Origin of the sequence: Campylobacter sp. FU_497, from assembly GCF_025772425.1 — a bacterium.
Lineage (GTDB): Bacteria > Campylobacterota > Campylobacteria > Campylobacterales > Campylobacteraceae > Campylobacter_D > Campylobacter_D lari_C.
The window spans coordinates 63,085-83,418 of record NZ_JAKMSC010000005.1 but is presented as its reverse complement, the minus strand read 5'-3'; the positions used below and the strand labels follow the sequence as shown (position 1 = coordinate 83,418).

Here is a 20,334-nt window from a genome sequence, read left to right as displayed (position 1 = left end):
AGTAATAACTGCAATAGGTTTTAAGTTTTTAATAATAGCAAATCTTACTAAAAGTAAAGCTATAACTATAGCTATTAATGCAATAATAACTTGCTGGAATAAAACTTTATTAACTGCATCAGTATATACAGATTCATCTGTAATAGAACAAACTATGTACTTAGGATTTAAAGTTTGATTACAAGTAATAACTTGAGTTTTACCTGCTCCATCTTTAGCATAGAATAAAGTTTCTTGTTTAGTTGGATCAATCAAATCAGGATCAGCTTTAACGGCATTAGCTATGTTGATACTTAAATCGTTTTTAGTAAGCATTCTATCTTTGTCTTCATGGAATATTACCATACCTTCTTTATCGTAAACCGCAGCATAAGAGCTTTGTGAATGACCCATTACAAGTACATCTTTTGCGAAAGTATGAAGATTGTAGTCTCCACCAACTACCGCTAAAAGTTTGCCATTAACAAAGATTGGAGCAGTATAAGAAACTGTTATTGAATCATCTTCTATGCTTTTATAAGGATCAGATACTACAAGTTTTCCTGCTGTTTTAGCTTCTTGATACCAAGATCTTGTTCTTGCATCAAATCCTGTTTCTTCCGGACTTCTAACAATTCTATTAGACTGGTATAATTTTCCATCATTGTTAAATCCAAGATATACTACATTAAACCCAGCGGCCTCTTTTACTGTTTCTAGTACATCAAATAATTCTGCGCTATCAACTCTTGGATTTTTTTCTACAAACTTTACGATAGATTGTATAGCATCTCTTTTTGCACCAGAATATATATTATATGCTGAATTGACATCAAACATAGTTTTCTTTTGGATTTCTTCTAGATAGTAGCTAGTGCTTTCTTTGGATTGATAATAGTTGATTATATTAACAACTATTAATATAATAGCTATTAAAAAACAAGCTATCATAGTCAGTTTATTTGATAAACTGTTAAATTTAAACATTTGGATACTCCTTGTCATAAATTTTTAATCGTGTATTTTACTGCTAAAAAAATTATAAAAAAATAAAACTATTGCTGTTTTTAAGTGAGATTTTATAGTAAGTAGGTATTTTTTTATTTAAATTTAAGTTTTTATCTGTATAATTTCAACTTATCATTTTTTAAGCGGGAATAGCTCAGGGGTAGAGCACAACCTTGCCAAGGTTGGGGTCGCGAGTTCGAATCTCGTTTCCCGCTCCATTATCACCCGCCCGGGTGGTGGAATTGGTAGACACAAGGGACTTAAAATCCCTCGGAATTTTTCTTCCGTGCCGGTTCAAGTCCGGCCTCGGGCACCACTTTTTGGTAACTCAAGGCGACATAGCCAAGCGGTAAGGCATGGGCCTGCAAAGCCTTGATCTCCGGTTCGAATCCGGATGTCGCCTCCAATGCGATGTTAATACTTGATATTTTTATTCTTTATACGGGAGATGGCTGAGTGGTCGAAAGCGGCGGTCTTGAAAACCGTTGAGGGTCACACCTCCAGGGGTTCGAATCCCTTTCTCCCGGCCACTTTAACATAATTTTTCATATTTTTGTTTTCACATTTAAAAAGATATTTCTTAATTTCTTAAAGAAATTAAGAAAATTATTCTAAATCTAAAACTCCACCCTTGCTAGCATTGCTTACAAGCTTTTGATACATTTTAAGCCATCTTGAATTTACTTGTTTATTTGGCATTTTAAAGTTTGCTTTGCGTTTGGTAATTTCATCTTGGGTTAAATTTGCATTGATACTGTAAGTATCTACATTAATCTCTATTTCATCGCCATCTTCTAAAAGCGCTATAAGCCCACCTTCGGCAGCTTCAGGAGAAATGTGACCTATACTAAGTCCTCTTGTAGCTCCACTAAAACGACCATCTGTTATAAGTGCAACTTTAGCACCAAGTCCCATACCTGTGAGCAATGAAGTTGGACTAAGCATTTCTTGCATACCGGGTCCTCCTTTTGGCCCTTCATAGCGTATTACGCATACATCGCCTTCTTTAACTTTACCTTTTATAATGCCTTTGATAGCTTCTTCTTGAGAGTTAAAACAAACCGCTTTTCCTTTGAATTTACGCTCACCCATAATACCTGCAGTTTTTATCACACAGCCTTGCTTGGCTAAATTCCCAAAAAGTATAGCAAGCCCACCTACATTTGAATAGGCATTGTCTATTTTTCTTATAATATTTTCATCTTTAATGCTAGCATTCTCAATGCGTTCTTTTAAAGTTTTTCCACTAATATCTAGAGTATCAAGTTCTAAAATATGGCCTGGTTTTTTAGCTATTTCAGCCATTACTGCACTTACCCCACCTGCTTTATGTATATCTTCCATATAAACAGTATTTAAAGATGGGGCGATTTTAGCTATATGAGCTACATTAGCACTGATGTGATTGAGTTCTTTTATATCTAAATTTACACCTGCTTCATAAGCAATGGCAAGCATATGTAAGATAGTATTTGAGCTTCCACCCATAGCCATATCAACAACTAAAGCATTGTTAATGGACTTTTTAGTGATGATATTACGAATTTTAAAACGCTCATCTAGGGCAATCTCACAAATTCTACGTGCAGCCTTTCTTAAAAGCTCTTCTCTTTCTTTACTAAGTGCTAAAATAGTTCCATTTCCTTCTAGCGCTATGCCCATAGCTTCACATAAAGTATTCATAGAATTTGCAGTAAACATACCCGAGCAAGATCCACCGCTAGGACAGGCCTTGCATTCTATATCTTTTAAATCATCTTCATCGATTTTTTTAGCCTCATATGCTCCCACTGCTTCAAAAACAGAACTTAGGCTGATTTTTTCTCCATGTTTATTTACTCCTGCTCGCATAGGCCCACCACTCACAAAAATAGTCGGCACATTAACTCTTAAAGCCCCCATGAGCATACCTGGAGTGATTTTGTCACAATTTGGGATACAAATTAGCGCATCAAGTTGGTGTGCGTTCATCACTGTTTCAATAGAGTTTGCAATGATTTCACGACTTGGTAAAGAATAAAGCATACCATCATGCCCCATAGCTATGCCATCATCAACACCTATGGTGTTAAATTCAAAAGGAATGCAACCATTTTTGCGAATTTCATCTTTAATGATTTTTGCATATTCATTTAAGAAAAAATGCCCCGGGATGATATCTATATAGCTATTTGCCACACCTATAAAAGGCTTGTTAAAATCCTCATCATTTAAGCCACATGCTCTAAGCAAAGAGCGATTGGGTGCTTTTAAATGTCCTTTTTTGATCGCGTCACTTCTCATTTGTATCCTTTTTTAAAGTAAAAACTATCATTTTATGCTTTTATTTTGCAATTTTTGCTTAAATTTTTTAAACTTAAATGGTATTTTAAAGAAAATTATTTAAAATGTGAAATTATTTTGATTTAAGGAATGTAATGCTTTTAACTAATCCAGTATTTATAGGCGTTGTATTAATGACGCTTTTGTGTTTTTTTAGGTTTAATGTTTTGCTTAGTGTTTTGCTTTCTGGGCTTTTTGTGGGTGTTTGGTCTAAATTTATGAATGTAGAGCATTTAACCTTGATGGAGTTTTTTACTCAACTTCCACAAGCTATGATGGATTCTATGAAAGTTTTAATTGACGGTATGCAAGGAAATTTACAAACAGCACTAAGTTATATTTTACTTGGAGCGGTGGCTGCTGCTATATCAAAAACTAATTTAACAGCATATTTGATTAAAATAGTTTCGCATTATATTTCACATAAAAAATACTTACTTATACTTTCTTTGGCATTTATTGCTTGTTTTTCACAAAATTTAATCCCTATCCACGTGGCTTTTGTGCCTTTATTGATCCCACCTTTGTTAAAGCTTTTTAATAAATTAAAAATAGACCGTAGAGCCATAGCTTGTGCACTAACTTTTGGACTTACAACTCCTTATATGGTGGTACCTTTGGGATTTGGGCTTATTTTTCAAACCTTACTTGTGGATAATTTAAATTCAAATGGAGTGCAAATTAGCCTAGGAGAAGTTTCTCAAACTATGGCTTTTGCGGCTATTTGTATGCTAGTTGGCTTGTTTTTGGCTGTGTTTGTATTTTATGCTAAACCAAGAGAATATCAAGAAGAACAAATTGCCAAAATGGATTTTGAAAATTTAAAAATGAGTAAAAAAGAATGGGGCGTTTTAGCTGGTCTTTTGCTGACTTTGATTTTGCAAATTTTAACGCACAATTTACCTTTATCAGGGCTTTTGGGTTTTGTATTGATGGTGGTTTTAGGTGGAGTAGAGTATAATAAAGTTAATCTAGTTTTTGATGATGGGCTTAAGATTATGGGTTATATAGCCTTTGTAATGCTTGTTGCTTCAGGATATGGAGAGGTTTTAAAACAAAGTGGGGGTATAGCTGAGCTTGTAAAAACAAGCGTGCCTTTTATGGAACAAAGTCACTTTTTAGCTATTTTTATCATGCTAGCCATAGGTCTTTTAATCACCATAGGCATAGGTAGTTCTTTTGGGACTATTCCTATCATCGCTGCTTTATTTTGTCCTATATGTATAGAGCTTGGTTTTTCACCTGCTGCAATTATTTTTATCATCGGTGTTGCTGGAGCTTTAGGTGATGCAGGATCGCCTGCTAGTGAAACGACTTTGGGAGTGAGTGTAGGGCTTAATGCAGATAAGCAAGGTGATCACATCAAAGATACTTGCATACCAACCTTTTTATGTTTTAATGGCTCTTTACTTATTTTAGGTAGTGTTATAGCATTTTGTTTGCTTTAATACATTAGCAAAATTCCGCTTGAGAGTCTGCTTGAAGATTTATTATACTCAATAAGACTCTCACCATAACCATTAAAATACTGAGTGTAAATATACAAGCCATTGTTAGAAATTTTATAAGCTCCGCTTATTTCCACTGCGCCGCGGTTATTAGCAAAATTTAAATTATTACGCCATAAGATATTGATAAAATAATCATCTTGAGTATAAGCAAGATTGATATCAAAATTGCCCAAATATTTTTCTATATCAGGATTATCATCCTCTGAGCTTTTTTCAGGAATTCTTAGCCAAACTCTAGGTATGAACACAAAGTCCCCAAAAAACCACGCATTGCTTAGATAAATTCTATTCCAAGATCTTGATTTTGGATCATCTTGCCCGTTTGATTCGTGTAATAAACCAACGCGTACATTTTTTAAATTTTCAAAAGCTCCATGCCCGCTTATAGGAAAATTGATGAAAAATTCAGGCAAATAATTAGTCTCTCTAAAAGGCGATGAATGCTCATAAAGTTGCCACCACGAAATTTGTGTATAGCCTATGTTGTAACTTTCATTTAAACCCAAAAGATTTTCAAAAAGAGTTTTTTTAAGACTTACTTGAAATTTAGTTTCAGTGCTTTTATAATCTCTTTTGCTAAAACTATAAGAAATAGGCATAAAATAGCTAAGATTATGCGTGCTAATACCAAAAGGATTATATGATTTTTCTGTGCCAAGATAATTTGCCAAAGCTTCGCTTCTTGGGTTAAAATCATCTATTTTATGTTCTTTTGCTGTATTTTGCTCATTATTAAGAGAAAGTTCTAAATTTTTTGTTTTTGCTGTATCTTTTAAAGCTAAGCTTTTATAAATTTGCATAGCTTTTTTGTACTTACCTTGCCTTTCATATTCTAAGGCTTGATTGATTAAATCCTCATTTGCTAAAGCACTAAAAGCGCATAGTATGGGTAGAATTGTCCTTTTCATGAAGCCACTTTTTGTATTCGTTTAAATAATTTAAATTTATAAACTCATTTTCATTTTCAAACTCTATAAATTCTGCTTTCATTGTATCACAAAAAAGAGCTAATTTGTGGTTATTTTCTTGTAAAAATTGCAAAGTTTTTTCAAAATTTCTACTATGATAAAATCCACATAAATAATGCTTGTGTTTTTTTGTGCTTGCTAAGAGTATGTTTTGTGATTTTAGATGATGAAAAAGCTTATAAATACTTTCTTTACTTATATTTGGAGTATCTACACTAAGGATAAATACATAGGTGTTTTTAAAATGTTTAAGTATGGAATTTAAGGCAATGAGTGGAGAGTAGTTATTTAAATCCTCATCTAAAATAAGTGCTAAGTTTTTTTGATGAAATTTATCTTTTTTACTGCTAATAAAAACTTGATTAAAAATTTTTGACATCTTTTCATATTGATAAAGAGTCAAGTTTTTATCATCTACTTGCAATAAGCTTTTATCTTCTCCCATGCGTGAAGACTTTCCGCCACATAAAATCACACAAGGATAGGGAATTTTTTCACTCATAAAAACCTCATAAATTCATCAAAATATTTTATAATACATTTATGAAATATACAGATTTAATACAAATAAAAGATTATTTTAAACAATTTCAAAGATTAAATTATCTCAAACGCCTTGATGATAATATCTTAGAGCTTAGCTTAGATCATCAAGCTTTTATACTAGATTTAACACGCGGAAAAAGTGGAATTTACCAAGATAAACTCCAAGCAAAAGCTTATAACGCACCTTTTGATTTTATGTTAAAAAAATACTTTTCAAACGCAAAGATTTTAAATTTAGAAGTATTAGAAAATAATAGAATTTTATCTTTTGAAGTTTTATCAGAAAAATCTTACAAAGCTTATGGAGCTAAGATTTATTTTGAATTTACAGGAAAAAACACTAATGTAATCATCACAGATACTAATGATATTATCATAGAAGCTTTGCGCCATATAGATAAAAGCTACCGTATTGTAAAAATAGGCGAAAAACTCCAAGCTTTAAAAGCTTATGAGATCAAAGAAAAGTTTGTAAAGATTGATGATTTTAATGCGTATTTTAAAGAAAGTGCTAAAAAGTTACAACAAGATCGTTTAAAAGATATAAAAGAAAATAAACTTTTAAATGTAGATAAAAAAATCTTTACTCTTAAAGAGAGTATAGAAAATTTAGAGCAAGAAAGTAATTTGTTAAAAAAAGCTCAAGAATTAAGCCAAAAAGCAGATGTTTTATTTGCTAATTTAAATTCTTTAAAAGATTATCAAAGAGAATTTATTTTGCAAGATTTTAGTGCAAATGAACTTGCTTTTAAACTCGAAGATACACCTAAAAACAGTGCGAATGAATTTTACAAAATGGCTAAAAAGCTAAAACAAAAGGCTAAAAATATCAATATAGAAAGAGAAATTTTAAGTGAAAAACTTGATTTTTTAATCAATTTAAAAGATTTAATCACCAAAAGCACTTCTTTGCGAGAATTAGAAGTTTTAATGCCTAAAAAAAGTAAAAAAACCAAAAAAGAAGAGTTGAATGCAGGAGTTAGTAGCTTTTATTTTGATGAGTTTAAAATCAGCGTAGGACGCAATGAAAAAGCTAATGAATACTTGTTAAAAATAGCTAAAAAAGATGATATTTGGTTGCATGTAAAAGATTATCCTAGTGCGCATGTGATCATTACTTCAAATAAATTAAAAATAAGTCAATTAGTGCTAGAATTTGCAGCAAAACTTTGTGTGGAATTTTCCAAGCTAAGCTCTGGAGCTTATTTGGTCGATTATACGAGTAAGAATTTTGTTAAGGTTAGAGAAAAGGCTTTTGTAAATTATACAAATTATAAGACTATAAGCATTTTAAAGGAGTGAATATGCCTATAAGTCCCATAGGTGGCGTTAATTATGCTAACCAAAATGCACCGGTACATTCAGCACAAGTAAGCAATGAGCTAGCAAAAGATTCTTTTGCGACTTTAGTGAATATGAGTGAGTTTCAAGCAAAAGAAAAAACAGTTGAAAAACTTGAAAAAGTCAATCAAACTCACGAAGTAAGCGATGAAGTAAAAGAAAGACAAGAGGAAGAAAAGAAGCATTCTAAACATCATCAAGAACAAGAGCAAGATGATGAAGATGAACAAAAAGAGCAAGAAGTAGTTAAAAAAAGCTCTCATTTGCTTGATTTAAGTATATAGAAAGGATAAAAATGTTTTCAAAGACAAGAATTCTTAGTGCTATTGTGATGATAGCTGTGATAGCTGTTGTTGCTTTAGTGGATAATTTTTTGATTAATTTTGCTATTTTTGGTGTTTTATTGTTTTTGGCATTTAATGAAGCAAAAGCTATGTTTAAAAGCAAACACGCAAGTGCTTTTGTGGCTTTGTGTATTTTTGCAATAGGAGCATTTTTAGATAAACCTTTCTTTATAGGTCTTATGGCTTTGATTTTGATTTTGGGATATTTAGTTTATAAAAAAAGTGAAAATTTAAATGAGCTTATGCCTTATATATATCCTACTTTACCTATTTTAATGCTTTATCAAGTATTAAGCTATGAGGGTATGTTTGTATTATTTTGGCTTATAGTGATTGTCGTTGCTTGTGATAGTGGGGCGTATTTTATAGGAAAGCTAATTGGCGAGAGAGCTTTTTCTCCAACAAGCCCAAATAAAACTTTAGAAGGGGTTGTAGGTGGCATAGTTTGTGCAGGGATTTTAGGAACTATTATAGGTTCTTTTGAATTTAGCTTAGTAAAAAGTATTTATATATCTTTAATCGTAGCTATTTTTGCTGTGATAGGGGATTTGCTTGAGAGCTATTTTAAAAGACAAGCAGGCATTAAAGATAGTGGTAATTTAATCCCAGGACATGGGGGAGTTTTAGATAGAATTGATGCTGTTATCATTGCAGCATTTGCAATGGCAACTTTAGTATGATCGTACTTGGAAGCACAGGAAGTATAGGGGTTAATACTCTTTTTATTGCTAAAGAAAAAAACATAAGCATAGAAGCCTTATCTTGTGGTAAAAATATCAAGCTTTTAAATGAGCAAATAGCTCTTTTTAAGCCTAAATTTGTATGTATACAAGATGAAAAAGATAAAACCTTGGTTGATCATGATAAGATTTTTTGTGGTCAAGAGGGCTTAAAAGCGATGATAGCTGAGTGTAAAAGCTCTTTGGTGGTAAATGCTATAGTAGGTTTTGCAGGGTTAAACTCAAGTCTTATGGCACAAAAGCTTGGTAAAACCTTAGCCTTGGCAAATAAAGAAAGCCTAGTAGTAGCAGGAAAATTTTTTGACACTTCTAAGATTAAAGCTATAGATAGCGAACACGCAGCACTAAAGTGTTTGATAGATAAAAGAAAAGACATTAAAAAACTTTTCATCACAGCAAGTGGCGGGGCCTTTTATAATTATAAAATCAAAGATTTAAAAAATGTCAGCGTAAAAGAAGCCCTTAAGCACCCCAACTGGAGCATGGGAGCTAAGATCACCATAGATAGTGCTAGTATGTGCAATAAGCTTTTTGAAATCATCGAAGCTTATCATCTTTATGGTATTAAGCAAATAGATGCTTTGATAGAAAGAAAATCTTTAGTGCATGCTTTGTGCGAGTTTAAAGACGGTGGTATAAGTGCGTATTTTTCTCATGCAAATATGCGTTTGTCTATAGCTCAAGCGATTTTAGATGAGCATGATCAAAGCTTTATAGAAAATTTAGATTTATTAGCTATACCAAGTTTAAAATTTGAAAAAATTAGTTTAAAAAAATATCCTATATTTTCACTCAAAGATGAACTTTTGAAAGAGCCTGATTTGGGTGTGATTATAAATAGTGCAAATGAGTATATGGTGTATCAATTTTTAGCCCAAAAAGCACAGTTTTTAGACATAGCTAAAGGAATTTTTAAAGCATTAGATCATTTTGGTGTGCCAAAGATTAACCAAATTGAAGATGTTTTTGAGTACGATAAACAAGTAAGGCTTTATTTAGATAAGGAAATGAAGTGAGATATTTTTTAAGTATTTTGATTTTTATAAATGCAGTTTTTGCTTTAGAATTTAGTGTGAAAGAAAATGGAAAAAGTTTAGATGATAATAACACAGTTTTAATCCTTGGAGGCATACAAGGAGATGAGCCAGGTGGGTTTCATGCAGCTAGCTTGCTTTTGAGTGATTATAATATCACTAAAGGTAAAATTATCGTTGCGCCAAATTTGGCTTTTGAAAGTATTATCGCTAGAAATAGGGGAAATTTTGGAGATTTAAATAGAAAATTTGCCCATATAGATGAAAGTGATCCTGATTTTCACACCATAGAGCGTATAAAAAAGCTTATTTTAGACCCTGAAGTTAATATGGTCATAAATTTGCACGATGGAAGTGGTTTTTATAGACCTCAATATGAAAGCAAAGATAAAAATCCAAACCGCTGGGGTAACACTAGCATTATTGATCAAAGTGAGGTAAATTCTACAAAATATGCAGACTTAGAAAGCATAGCTAAAGAAGCGGTAGAAAATATCAATAAAGCCTTAGTAAAAGAAGAACATCAATATCATTTAAAAAACACCAAAACCCAAGAAAGCAATGACAAAGATATGCTAAAGGCTTTAACTTATTTTGTAGTGTCAAATCACAAAGCAGCCTTTGCTAATGAAGCGAGTAAAAATTTACCAACACATTTAAGAGTGTATTATCATCTTTTGGCGGTGGAGTATTATCTAAAAAAGGCAAATATAGAATTTCAAAGAACTTTTGATCTAACTCCAAATGGGGTTTATAGAGCCATTGAAAAGCCTTTGGAAGTAAGACTTTTTAATGATAAAATTTTACTTTATCTTGACAAACCCGCTAATAGAGTGAATTTTTTACCTTTTCCCACCAACCAAGCTTTAAATTATGAAGCAAGCAATGAAATTACAGCAGTGATTTCAAATGCTAATTCATACTCAGTCAATTACGGCAATCGCTTGCAAACTAGATTGTATCCTGAATATTTTGAATTTTCAAATGCCTTAGAAAGCGTTGAAATGATAGTAGATGGAAAAAATATACAAACAAATTTTGCTCAAAAAATCATGGTAAAAAATAGCTTTAAAATTCCTTCTATTGTAGGTGTAAGGGTTAATGTCATAGGTTTTGATAGGGGTAATGATGAAAGCGGTATAGAGATAAGTAAAAATCAAATGCAAAGTCGTTATTCTTTAGATAAAAAAAGAAAAATTTATAGAGTGGAATTTTATGAGCTAAAGAATGCAAATTTAGCCGATCAAGCCTTAGAAAAAAAGACAAATTTTAAAGAAATCAAAAAAGCAAACATACCTGCAAAAGCCATAGAAAAAGCAGAAGAAAAAGACAAATTTATCGGTATGATTTTAGTGGAATTTCAATGAAAAGCCTAATCCTTGCTATAGAAAGCTCGTGTGATGATAGTTCTATTGCTATCATAGATAAAAACAGCTTTGAATGCATTTTTCATACAAAGATTTCTCAAGAAAATGCTCATAGTGCTTATGGAGGGGTGGTGCCCGAGCTTGCCGCAAGATTACATAGTGAAGCTTTACCTAAGATTTTAAAAAGATGCCAAAAATACTTTGATAAACTTTGCGCCATAGCAGTTACAAATGAACCTGGTCTTAGTGTGAGTTTGATAGGTGGGGTAGCTATGGCTAAAATGCTTGCTGTTAGTTTAAATTTACCGCTCATTGAGATTAATCATCTAAAAGGGCATATTTATTCTATGTTTTTAGATAAAAAAGCTAGTTTTGATATGGGTGTATTGCTTGTAAGTGGTGGGCATACTATGGTACTTTTTATCGATAAGCAAGGTAAAATCACAGAAATAGCAAGAACAAATGATGATAGCTTTGGAGAAAGTTTTGATAAAGTAGCTAAGATGATGGGACTTGGTTATCCTGGTGGGGCTATCATAGAAAATTTAGCTAAAAATGTAAAAGAAAGTGATTTAGAATTTAGCATACCTTTGCTTCATTCAAAAGATTTAGCTTATAGTTTTTCAGGGCTTAAAAACCAAGTGCGTTTGGAAATTTTAAAAGAAGAATTAAGTTTGGAGCGTAAAAGTAAAATTGCCTTTGCTTTTCAAAAAGCAGCCATAGCGCATATTTTAAACAAGCTAGAAAAAATTTTTAAAGAGTATAAATTTAAGCGTTTTGGCATAGTGGGTGGAGCTAGTGCAAATTTAAGCTTAAGAAGTCAAATAGAGCGTTTATGCCAAAACTATCAATGTGAGCTTTTGCTAGCTCCACTTGAGTATTGCTCAGACAATGCTTTGATGATAGCAAGGGCAGCTTGTGAGGCTTATGAGCGTAAAGAATTTGTAAGTGTTGAAGATGATCTTATAAGCCCTAAAGTAAAAAACTTACAAGGTGTATTATGAAAAAAGCTTTTACTATTATAGAGCTTGTGTTTGTGGTGATTATACTTGGGGTTTTAGCAGCAGTTGCTCTGCCAAAATTTAGCACAAGTAAAGATGAAGCAAGCACAGCTCAAGCTTTAGGAAATTTAAAAATTTTTATAAATGATATAAGTTCTTATGTGTTAAAAAATGAAAGTCTTTCAAGTATAGCTTTGATGAGTAATGTAGCAAATATAAAAAATGAAGATTTATCAACTTTGCAAAATTCCACCAAAGAACTTGATTTTAGCGTGGGAAATGATGAACAGTGTTTTAAGGTGCTTTTTGTGGATAAAGAAAGCATTTTGCTTTTAGCGCTTATAGTAGATAATGCTCAAAAAAGCAAAGCCCAAAATATAGCAGATTTAAAAAATCAAGCTTTGAAAGATCCTAAAAATCAAAGTATAAAAACTCAACTAGATGAAGCTTTAAATGCTTTTAGCCAAAGTGAATTTGCAAGCACTTCAAAATCCAAAGCTTGTCAAGGTCTAATCCACTCTAAAGCTTTTAAAGATTTAGCTACTAGAGTGTATTTTCTAAGTGGTAGTTAAAAATACACCCCACCACTTAAATATAATTTCATTCTATGATCATCATCGTATTTATATTGATGTAATGCTCTAGCTGCATCAAGCTTTATATAATACTCATTAGCTTTATTATAAAGTACTTGTAAACCTACTGCATCTAAAAAATGCTCATCTGCTAATCTATCCCCTGAATCTTTTTCATACCAAGCATAACCTACATCATAAAAAGGAGTAAAATAAAAATTCGTATTTGGTATATTTATTCTTATACCAAAGTTAGCTACTATGGTATTATCTCCATCACCTTCTCCATTATCATAAGCTCTTACTCCATAAGCTCCACCTAAAGATGAACTCTCAGAAGAATCTAATTCAAAATTCCCTAATACCTTTTGATAGTTTATATTTAAAGTATGAGTAATATACTCATTAATACTATAATAATTATTCACACTAGCATTGAGTTTTCTAAACCAACCAAAGCCTTTACTATTATTTTTATAATTAGTACCTAAAAAATTAACCCCATCGTCATAGACCTTGCCTAGGTTAATTTTGGTACTATAAATAAAAGTGTTATGAAAATTTCTAAATAAACCTTCTAAACCTATGCTACCTACATTAGAATGCTTATTAAAAGTTAAAAATCCTGCACTTGTATCACTAAGTATTTTATGATAAATACTTGAAGTAAAGTATAAAGATGAATTAGTATTAATCCATACAGGATAAGAAAAGTCTATACCGAAATTTCTAGAAGTACCACTAAAATCCGGCATTTTCATAATCTTCTCCCAAGGAATAATTTCCTTTTGATACACTTGGAGTGATTTTTAAATTTCCTAAAAAGAAAGTATAACTAGCTCCATAGTTGATTTGTTTTTCATTGCTTGATTGTAAGTAAAAATTATAATAATCTCCCATATTAAGTATGGAATTAAATCCCATGCTGATGCCTATTCTATATTTACCAGAACTTTCAATACCATAATTATCAGCATATAATAATACATTAGCCTTGGTATCAGGAATTACTTCTATAACTACATCAGTTTCTCCTACATTCTCTCCTGCTTGTAAACCTGCTAGGGTTTGTACCCCATACATTTCATTGACTTTATATGCGCTATCTTCTATTAATTTAGTGGAGATGATTCTACCTTTAAGTTTTTTATCTAATTTATCTTTTATGAAATGATCTTTGATCGAGGTTTTGTTTTCTATTATGTGTTTTCCAAATACCCCTAAAGCAATGTTTAGTTCTATATCGCCATCTTCAAAATTTTGTTGTGGAATAAACACTGTTGCTGCAGGATAGCCATTAATTTGAAAATAATAAGCAACAATATTTGATACATCTTGCAAATCTTGGATATTAAATTTTTTCTGTTCATAATTTAATATGAGATTATGTAATTCCTCTTCTTCAATTCCTAAATTTTCAAAATCAATTCCTTTGTTTGTGATGTGAAAATTATAGTGAGTAAGTATTTCTTTTTCATAATGTTCTTGGTGTGTATTTATGATTTCTCTAGCATCTTGAAATTTTTCATAATTTTGTTCGGTTTTTAAATTTTCTTTTAAAGCTTTGTTTTGTGGTATATTTCTATCAGGGGATAATTCTATTATTTTTATATATCATTTGTAGCTCGTAAAGCGCATGCTAAGATTAAAGTGCAAACAATAATCTTATGCATTTAACTTTCTTTAATTAGCACAAGGGTTCATAGCTTTAAACCCATCGCTTACAATACAAGTTTTTTTACGAGCTTCTATATCAAGTTCCCCGATTTCTTTGATTATTATTTCATCTTTAACTAAATCATCTCCTAAAGAATTAAATAAAAATAAATTAGCAATATTGTCATTAATCATTGCAGGATAGTTTTGATTATTGTTTAGACTTGATTTTGCTTGATTGTTTTCTAGTGTAGGAATGCTAGGAATACTAGGTGTTAGATCAGTCCAAGGCAAATCAGGTTCAACCGGAATACTAGGTGTTAGATCAATGCTTTCTAAAATAGGTTTATATAAGTCATATTGATAATCTCCCATTATTAAAAAACTACCTTTATTGTGTTGATATTCTATTTTATTTTTAATTTCTGCTAATCCTAATTTGGAAGCTATTGTTTCTTGTTGTTTTTCTAGCATATTGATATTTTTAAGTAATTGAGCTAGCTTATTAGGATCTAGTGAAGAATTGTTTTTTATATAGTCATTATAAGATTTTTCTGCTATTTGAAGTTGTAATTTTATATTTTCCAATTCTTTTAGAAGTTGTTGTGAATTTAAAACTATATCTTTTAACTCTCCTTTTAGAATTTCTAATATACTTATTTTTTTCTCAATTGTTTTGTCTATATTTGATTTTATATTGTTTTGATAAAAATCTTTTACACCTTCTTCAAATTTATCATCATTTGCATTATTTAATCCGTTGTTTTGATAAGCCATTATAAAATCTAAACTTTGAACTATCTTCAAGGCTTGTGATTTATTATTTGCCGTATCTTTGATGAAGTATTTTGCTACAAAATCTACTTTTTCATCTTCTGTCATTAGATTATAATCTTTTTCTGCTAACATATCCAATAAAACATCAATATATATTTTATAATGCTGATTGATAAGATCTGCTAGAATTTCATTTTTGATGACATCTTCATATAAATCATCTTTACCAAGGATGGCTTCTTCTTGTATGATATTGTCTATATTTGGGTAATTAATTTCTATTTTATTTGAAAAATCTGGTTTTTTTGGTAGTTCTATAATAGGTCTTGCTATTGTATTATCTTTACTTAAAAAATCTTCAAATTTTAAATTTTTATTATCATCATTATAGGTATGAATATTAATTTTCATATCTTTCCATAATTTTAAGTCGCTAAAAACATCATTAAAATCATTTTCATGATGATAAATATGTATATTCTTAAAAGCTAAATTTACATTTTTATCGTTATAGGCACTAATAAATTTTCCACTTAAATTTTTACCATCACTTGCAAAAGATTGTATTTGAGCGTCATTTTCAAAAAATAAATATATATTTTTAAAATCTAAATTAAATTTTTGAAACATTGAACGCCCTTCAATATATCCGATAAACCCAGCAGCATTGGCAAAGTCTTTTTGTCCATAAGCTTGTATATTTTTTATATCATATATGCTTATGTCAGAAAAACTTCCCTTGCCTTCTTTTTGAATCCATCCTGCAAAACCTCCAACATTCACCATTCCGCTTTTGTCTTTTTCAATCTTGCCTGAAATAGTGTCAATATTTTTTATTGTGATATTTGAAAGAGATAAATTATCACTTCTATATCCTTCTATTTTTCCTGCAAAACCACCGCTTGCAGCACGAGTGCCTTCCATGGAGTTATTATTAATGCTTTCTATTTTTTCAGCTTCTATGCTAATATTATCAAAAACACCTCCATTAGCAAAACCTACAAACCCGCCAGCATAAGCATTTCCTGTATCAAAAAAATCTTCTTCCAACGAGCCATCTTTGTTATCTTGACTAATGCTTTTTACATTTTTAACACGCACATTGATGTTTTTAAAATAAGTATCACCAGAATCAATACTTCCTACAAATCCGCCAGCATAAGTATGGCGTAAAGTAGTAAAAGTGGAGGTTATGTTGTTTATATCTAAATTTATATTTTCAAGATCAGCATAGCCTATATTACCTGAAAAACCACCTGTAACAAAACCTCCATTAATTTCATCAATTTGTCTTATATCGATATTGCTAAATTTTCCTCCCCATACTTCTCCGGCAAAACCACCTGTATATGTTGCTTTTGTTGTTTTATCATTAATAATTTTATTTATTTGTGATATGTTTATATTTTCAAATTTTCCATTGTTAATTCCACCTACAAAACCTCCAATATGTGATCTATTTTCAAGGCTAATACCGCTGATTTCTCTTATTGATTTTATATCAATCTTGTTAAAGTTAGCACCATTAACATATCCTATAAAACCTCCTGCGTAGAGGTTGTTTTTATTTTGTGTAGAGATTTTAGAGATATTTTTTAACTCTATATTTTCAAATTTACTGCCACCACTTGCATATCCTATAAAACCTCCAGTATACATTGAGTTTGATAGAATAGAATTATCGTTATAATCAATTATTATATTTTTAAATTCAGAACCATTGGCATTTCCAAATATACCAACATATCTTAAAGAATCTGATAATACATTTGTATCTATGAATATATTTTTTAAAGCAAAATTTTGTCCGTCAAAAATTTTATTATAAAAGCTATTATCTTCTATAATTTCCCAATCATCATTGTAAATAGGATCTTTATATCCTACTATCATATTGGTGCAACCATATCCTTCTATACAGTAATTTGCATAGTTTTTTCCTTTAAAATCTATATCATTTGTTAGTCTGTATTCAGTAGCTGTATTTCTAAAATCTTTTTTATTTTCATTCCAACCTTTGGCAAAATGCCACCAATCAACATCTGATGATATTCCTACAAAATCATATATGTTAAAGGAGCTATTATTATGTTTTATATTTTGAAAATCAGTTTGTTTAAGTTTATCAAAAACTGCAAAAGAATTAGGATCGTAGTAATATCCACTAGCATTTAAATATATAGAACCTCTTTCTTTAGCGCTTACTTCTAATTTTGATAAAGAATTTGCGTTTATATTTGATGCATCAATGTCTATTTCGTTTCCTATAAGTTTGATGTTTTTTGAGTTGATTTTAGTTAATAAATCATTTGAATTTTTAATATTTGAATTTAATAAAATTTTATTTCCTATAAAGACAACTTCTTCAGCGTTAATATTTCCCATATTGACTACATTACCATTGTTTTTATCTAATTTTATAATGGGTGATTGTATGGTGTTTGTTTTTCCATTTGCAAATTTTTGCATTTCATCAGAACTTATTGATGAGGTTGAAGCTACAAAGCGATTAGCATTGATAGTTCCTGTTTTAGTTACGATTACTCCATTAGGATTGATTAAAAAGACATTATTGCCACTTGCATTTAATAAACCTTCTATGGTGGATTTATTTGTACCATGAGCAATGTTTAGGTAGTTTTTGTTAGAGCCATTAAAATTTACACTTTCGTTTTTACCTATGCTAAATCCCCCCCCCCATTGTATTACAGAATTTTGCCCATTTCCGTGGATATTCATATGATTATCATTTATGCTAATAGAACCACTAGTTCCATGTGTAAATTTACCACCACTGGGTAGCGCTAGACTTTGATCAAATAAGATAGAAATAACAATACCAGATAAAAGAATATGGTTAGAAAAACTAGACATCAGCTATCCTTAAATAATTATTAATATCAATATGTAATTTTCAAATATATTATAGCAAAATTTATTTATAGTTAAATAAAAACAAATAAACATAAACAATATAAATAATTTATTATGTATATTTTTGTTATATAATTTGCTTTTAGAGTTAAGGTTTAGATTAAATGAAATTTTTAATTTTTTTATTTAAAGAAAGCAAGTTAAAAATCATTCTTTTTTTGCTTTTTAGTATTTTTACAAGCTTACTAGGTGTATTGACTTTGGTTTTTATTAATGAGTTTTTATTAAAAACTAGCCTTGAAAACTCAAATATTATCGTGTATTTTGTGCTTTTATTGCTTGTATTTTTTGCGAGTTCTTCTTTTGTAGAAATTGCTCTAAGTTCGTTTGGGCAAAGTTTTATTTTTAAAATGCAAAGAAGGGTTGTAAAGCAAATTTTAGATACAAGTGTTTTGAGTATTTTAAACACTACTAAAGCAAAAATTTTAGCTTCTTTGAATAATGATGTGCGTAGTATTTCTTTTGGGCTTTTAAGGCTTCCTGAATTTATACAATCAAGTGTTTTGATTATTTGTGTAAGTGCTTATATAGCTTATCTTTCTTTAGAAATTTTCTTTTTGTGTTTAGCGTGGATAGTGTGTGTTTTTTTGGTGGATAATTTTTTGATGAGTAGGGTGTATTTTTATTTTAAAAATGCTAGAGAAAATGATGATGCTTTGCAAAAAAACTATCAAAATATTTTACAAGGACATAAGGAATTAACCTTAAATCCTTTAAGAGCAAAGTATTATTATGAAAATGAGTTTGAAAAAAATGCTCTGAAAAAGAAAAAAAGCTCCACTATGGGAAATATCTTGCATATTTTATCTAACAACTGGAGCAATAGTGCCATGCTAGCTTTAGTAGGAGTGGAGTTTTATATAGCTTTAAATTATGAGCTTGCTAGTTTGCAAAGTGCTACGACTATTGCTTTAAGTGTGCTTTTTTTAAGAGCGCCACTTGGAGCTATGATAGGAAGTTTTCCTACGCTTATGATGGCAAAAATCGCTTTAGATAAAATTTCAAATTTAAATTTAGAAAATTATTCTCATGAGTTTAAACTCAGTCAAAATAAAAAAACTTGGCAAAAACTTTCTTTTAAAGATGTATCTTTTGCATACAATGAAAAATTTGCACTAAAACCTGTAAATTTTGAGCTTAAAAAAGGCGAATGTGTATTTTTAATAGGTAAAAATGGTAGCGGTAAATCTACTTTTTCTATGATTTTAGCAGGGCTTTTTACAGATTTTAAAGGAAGCATTTTTTTAGATGATGAAAAAGTAACTTCGGAAAATATGTATGAGTATAGAAGTTTAATTAGTGCGATTTTTAGTGATTTTCATTTGTTTGAGCATGTTTTAGAAGATGAAAAATTTAGCAAAGAGGACTTAGTATACTGGCTTGAAATTTTAGAACTTAATGAAAAAGTAGAGCTTGTAGAAAATACTTTTAGCACTATAAAGCTCTCAGCTGGACAAAAAAAGCGTCTAGCTATGCTTAATGCTTTGCTTGAAAAAAGAGATATTTTGGTTTTAGATGAGTGGGCTGCTGATCAAGATCCTATGTTTAGGAAGTTTTTTTATACTAAACTTTTGCCACTTTTAAAGCAAAAAGGTATTACTATATTTGCTATAACTCATGATGATGTGTATTTTGATATGGCTGATAGAATTTTACTCGCACAAAATGGTCAAATTTGTGAATTAAAAGGCGATATAAAAGAATTAGCAAAAAATGCAGTAGAAAAATTTTAAAGGAAAAAAATGAAAAAATTACTTATTTTATGTGTATTTTTAGGAGTAAGTTTGATGGCAAAATCTTTTGAGCTTGTAAAAGAGCCTGTGCTAACTACACAAATGGTTGAAGGGATTTTGGAGCTTGCAAAGAAAGAAGCAAGAAAAAATGGCTTTCATGTAAGTATTACCATAGTAGATAAATCCGGTCAAATTTTAGCGGTTTTAAGAGATGATAAAGCGGGTGTACATACGCTTAATGCTAGTTATAAAAAAGCTTACACAGCCACTTCACAAAAAAGAGAAACAGCAGTTATTTTTAAAGGTGTAAAAGAGGGTAAAATACCTGAGGATATTCGTTATTTAGATGATAAGTTTTCCATTATGCCTGGTGGGGTGCCGATTTTTATAGATGGAGTTGTTGTTGGTGGTATAGGTGTGGGTGGAGCACACTTAGATGAGGATGTAAAAATAGCTAAAGCAGGGATAGCGTTTTTAAAATAGGCTTTGAAAATCAAA

Annotated in this window: 17 protein-coding genes and 4 tRNA genes; 14 read left to right on the top strand and 7 right to left on the bottom strand. The window is 30.5% G+C overall.

All coding sequences use genetic code 11. The features are described from left to right. Positions 1-966, bottom strand: a 966-nt coding sequence (locus tag L8W68_RS03645) for a cache domain-containing protein (RefSeq protein ID WP_263675036.1), incomplete at its 3' end; no start/stop codon positions are given. Between the two features lie 164 nt (positions 967-1,130). Between L8W68_RS03645 and L8W68_RS03640 the strand changes: the two genes are divergently transcribed. The 4 genes from L8W68_RS03640 (at position 1,131) to L8W68_RS03625 (ending at position 1,517) form a co-directional block, all read left to right on the top strand. Next, positions 1,131-1,205 (top strand) — tRNA-Gly (locus L8W68_RS03640). Between the two features lie 9 nt (positions 1,206-1,214). Further along, a tRNA-Leu gene (locus tag L8W68_RS03635) sits at positions 1,215-1,303 on the top strand. 16 nt (positions 1,304-1,319) lie between these two features. Continuing rightward, a tRNA-Cys gene (locus L8W68_RS03630) sits at positions 1,320-1,393 on the top strand. 36 nt (positions 1,394-1,429) lie between these two features. Continuing rightward, positions 1,430-1,517: transfer RNA gene (locus tag L8W68_RS03625), tRNA-Ser, on the top strand. A 76-nt stretch (positions 1,518-1,593) separates the two neighbouring features. Here L8W68_RS03625 and ilvD read toward each other — a convergent pair. Then, positions 1,594-3,270 (bottom strand): dihydroxy-acid dehydratase, encoded by a 1,677-nt coding sequence (gene ilvD / locus L8W68_RS03620; RefSeq protein ID WP_263675035.1) that lies wholly within the window; start codon positions 3,268-3,270, stop codon positions 1,594-1,596. A gap of 134 nt (positions 3,271-3,404) precedes the next feature. Between ilvD and L8W68_RS03615 the strand changes: the two genes are divergently transcribed. Beyond that, positions 3,405-4,757: a Na+/H+ antiporter NhaC family protein gene (locus L8W68_RS03615; protein ID WP_263675034.1), complete on the top strand. Its 1,353-nt coding sequence runs from the start codon at positions 3,405-3,407 to the stop codon at positions 4,755-4,757. Here the strand turns inward: L8W68_RS03615 and L8W68_RS03610 are convergent. Next, on the bottom strand, positions 4,754-5,728 hold the full coding sequence (locus L8W68_RS03610) for a phospholipase A (RefSeq protein WP_263675033.1): 975 nt from the start codon (positions 5,726-5,728) through the stop codon (positions 4,754-4,756). The two genes, L8W68_RS03615 and L8W68_RS03610, sit on opposite strands and share 4 nt — an antisense overlap. After that, positions 5,691-6,290, bottom strand: coding sequence for a molybdenum cofactor guanylyltransferase (locus tag L8W68_RS03605; protein WP_263675032.1), 600 nt, complete (start codon positions 6,288-6,290; stop codon positions 5,691-5,693). Before L8W68_RS03605 ends, L8W68_RS03610 begins: the two co-directional genes overlap by 38 nt. 41 nt (positions 6,291-6,331) lie before the next feature. On the opposite strand from L8W68_RS03605, the gene L8W68_RS03600 reads away from it, so the two are divergent. From L8W68_RS03600 to L8W68_RS03570, 7 genes are read left to right on the top strand one after another with little or no spacing between them, the layout of a single operon-like run. After that, on the top strand, positions 6,332-7,636 hold the full coding sequence (locus L8W68_RS03600; RefSeq protein WP_263675031.1) for an NFACT RNA binding domain-containing protein: 1,305 nt from the start codon (positions 6,332-6,334) through the stop codon (positions 7,634-7,636). 2 nt (positions 7,637-7,638) lie between these two features. Beyond that, a complete protein-coding gene (locus tag L8W68_RS03595) occupies positions 7,639-7,959 on the top strand; it encodes a hypothetical protein (RefSeq protein WP_263675030.1) in 321 nt (106 codons plus the stop codon). Between the two features lie 11 nt (positions 7,960-7,970). Further along, positions 7,971-8,699, top strand: coding sequence for a phosphatidate cytidylyltransferase (locus L8W68_RS03590; RefSeq protein ID WP_087700494.1), 729 nt, complete (start codon positions 7,971-7,973; stop codon positions 8,697-8,699). Further along, positions 8,696-9,775 (top strand): 1-deoxy-D-xylulose-5-phosphate reductoisomerase, encoded by a 1,080-nt coding sequence (gene dxr, locus L8W68_RS03585; RefSeq protein WP_263675029.1) that lies wholly within the window; start codon positions 8,696-8,698, stop codon positions 9,773-9,775. Before L8W68_RS03590 ends, dxr begins: the two co-directional genes overlap by 4 nt. Further along, positions 9,772-11,160, top strand: a complete 1,389-nt coding sequence (locus tag L8W68_RS03580; RefSeq protein ID WP_263675028.1) for a M99 family carboxypeptidase catalytic domain-containing protein — start codon at positions 9,772-9,774, stop codon at positions 11,158-11,160. The genes dxr and L8W68_RS03580 overlap by 4 nt, the downstream gene beginning before the upstream one ends. Next, positions 11,157-12,164, top strand: a complete 1,008-nt coding sequence (gene tsaD, locus L8W68_RS03575; protein WP_263675027.1) for a tRNA (adenosine(37)-N6)-threonylcarbamoyltransferase complex transferase subunit TsaD — start codon at positions 11,157-11,159, stop codon at positions 12,162-12,164. Before L8W68_RS03580 ends, tsaD begins: the two co-directional genes overlap by 4 nt. Continuing rightward, a complete protein-coding gene (locus L8W68_RS03570) occupies positions 12,161-12,733 on the top strand; it encodes a type II secretion system protein (protein WP_039629196.1) in 573 nt (190 codons plus the stop codon). Before tsaD ends, L8W68_RS03570 begins: the two co-directional genes overlap by 4 nt. On the opposite strand, the gene L8W68_RS03565 is transcribed toward L8W68_RS03570, so the two are convergent. From L8W68_RS03565 to L8W68_RS03555, 3 genes are all read right to left on the bottom strand, one after another. Next, entirely contained in the window at positions 12,730-13,497 is a 768-nt protein-coding gene (locus L8W68_RS03565; RefSeq protein WP_263675026.1) for a ShlB/FhaC/HecB family hemolysin secretion/activation protein, read from the bottom strand. The two genes, L8W68_RS03570 and L8W68_RS03565, sit on opposite strands and share 4 nt — an antisense overlap. Continuing rightward, on the bottom strand, positions 13,478-14,086 hold the full coding sequence (locus L8W68_RS03560) for a ShlB/FhaC/HecB family hemolysin secretion/activation protein (RefSeq protein ID WP_412175554.1): 609 nt from the start codon (positions 14,084-14,086) through the stop codon (positions 13,478-13,480). The genes L8W68_RS03565 and L8W68_RS03560 overlap by 20 nt, the downstream gene beginning before the upstream one ends. A gap of 333 nt (positions 14,087-14,419) precedes the next feature. Continuing rightward, positions 14,420-18,043, bottom strand: coding sequence for a filamentous hemagglutinin N-terminal domain-containing protein (locus L8W68_RS03555; protein WP_263675025.1), 3,624 nt, complete (start codon positions 18,041-18,043; stop codon positions 14,420-14,422). 164 nt (positions 18,044-18,207) lie between these two features. Between L8W68_RS03555 and L8W68_RS03550 the strand changes: the two genes are divergently transcribed. Both L8W68_RS03550 and L8W68_RS03545 read left to right on the top strand, forming a co-directional pair. Further along, a complete protein-coding gene (locus tag L8W68_RS03550) occupies positions 18,208-19,836 on the top strand; it encodes a multidrug ABC transporter permease/ATP-binding protein (protein ID WP_263675023.1) in 1,629 nt (542 codons plus the stop codon). 9 nt (positions 19,837-19,845) lie between these two features. Beyond that, positions 19,846-20,319, top strand: coding sequence for a GlcG/HbpS family heme-binding protein (locus tag L8W68_RS03545; RefSeq protein ID WP_039619439.1), 474 nt, complete (start codon positions 19,846-19,848; stop codon positions 20,317-20,319). Positions 20,320-20,334 lie beyond the last annotated feature (15 nt).

What these genes read in the sequence shown, in the direction of transcription:
- L8W68_RS03595 (WP_263675030.1), top strand. Translation starts at nt 7,639, where the DNA reads ATGCCTATAAGTCCCATAGGTGGCGTTAATTATGCTAACCAAAATGCA.
- L8W68_RS03565 (WP_263675026.1), bottom strand. Translation starts at nt 13,497, where the DNA reads ATGAAAATGCCGGATTTTAGTGGTACTTCTAGAAATTTCGGTATAGAC.
- tsaD (WP_263675027.1), top strand. Translation starts at nt 11,157, where the DNA reads ATGAAAAGCCTAATCCTTGCTATAGAAAGCTCGTGTGATGATAGTTCT.
- L8W68_RS03605 (WP_263675032.1), bottom strand. Translation starts at nt 6,290, where the DNA reads ATGAGTGAAAAAATTCCCTATCCTTGTGTGATTTTATGTGGCGGAAAG.
- dxr (WP_263675029.1), top strand. Translation starts at nt 8,696, where the DNA reads ATGATCGTACTTGGAAGCACAGGAAGTATAGGGGTTAATACTCTTTTT.
- L8W68_RS03555 (WP_263675025.1), bottom strand. Translation starts at nt 18,043, where the DNA reads ATGTCTAGTTTTTCTAACCATATTCTTTTATCTGGTATTGTTATTTCT.
- L8W68_RS03545 (WP_039619439.1), top strand. Translation starts at nt 19,846, where the DNA reads ATGAAAAAATTACTTATTTTATGTGTATTTTTAGGAGTAAGTTTGATG.
- L8W68_RS03600 (WP_263675031.1), top strand. Translation starts at nt 6,332, where the DNA reads ATGAAATATACAGATTTAATACAAATAAAAGATTATTTTAAACAATTT.
- L8W68_RS03615 (WP_263675034.1), top strand. Translation starts at nt 3,405, where the DNA reads ATGCTTTTAACTAATCCAGTATTTATAGGCGTTGTATTAATGACGCTT.
- L8W68_RS03610 (WP_263675033.1), bottom strand. Translation starts at nt 5,728, where the DNA reads ATGAAAAGGACAATTCTACCCATACTATGCGCTTTTAGTGCTTTAGCA.
- ilvD (WP_263675035.1), bottom strand. Translation starts at nt 3,270, where the DNA reads ATGAGAAGTGACGCGATCAAAAAAGGACATTTAAAAGCACCCAATCGC.
- L8W68_RS03550 (WP_263675023.1), top strand. Translation starts at nt 18,208, where the DNA reads ATGAAATTTTTAATTTTTTTATTTAAAGAAAGCAAGTTAAAAATCATT.
- L8W68_RS03590 (WP_087700494.1), top strand. Translation starts at nt 7,971, where the DNA reads ATGTTTTCAAAGACAAGAATTCTTAGTGCTATTGTGATGATAGCTGTG.
- L8W68_RS03570 (WP_039629196.1), top strand. Translation starts at nt 12,161, where the DNA reads ATGAAAAAAGCTTTTACTATTATAGAGCTTGTGTTTGTGGTGATTATA.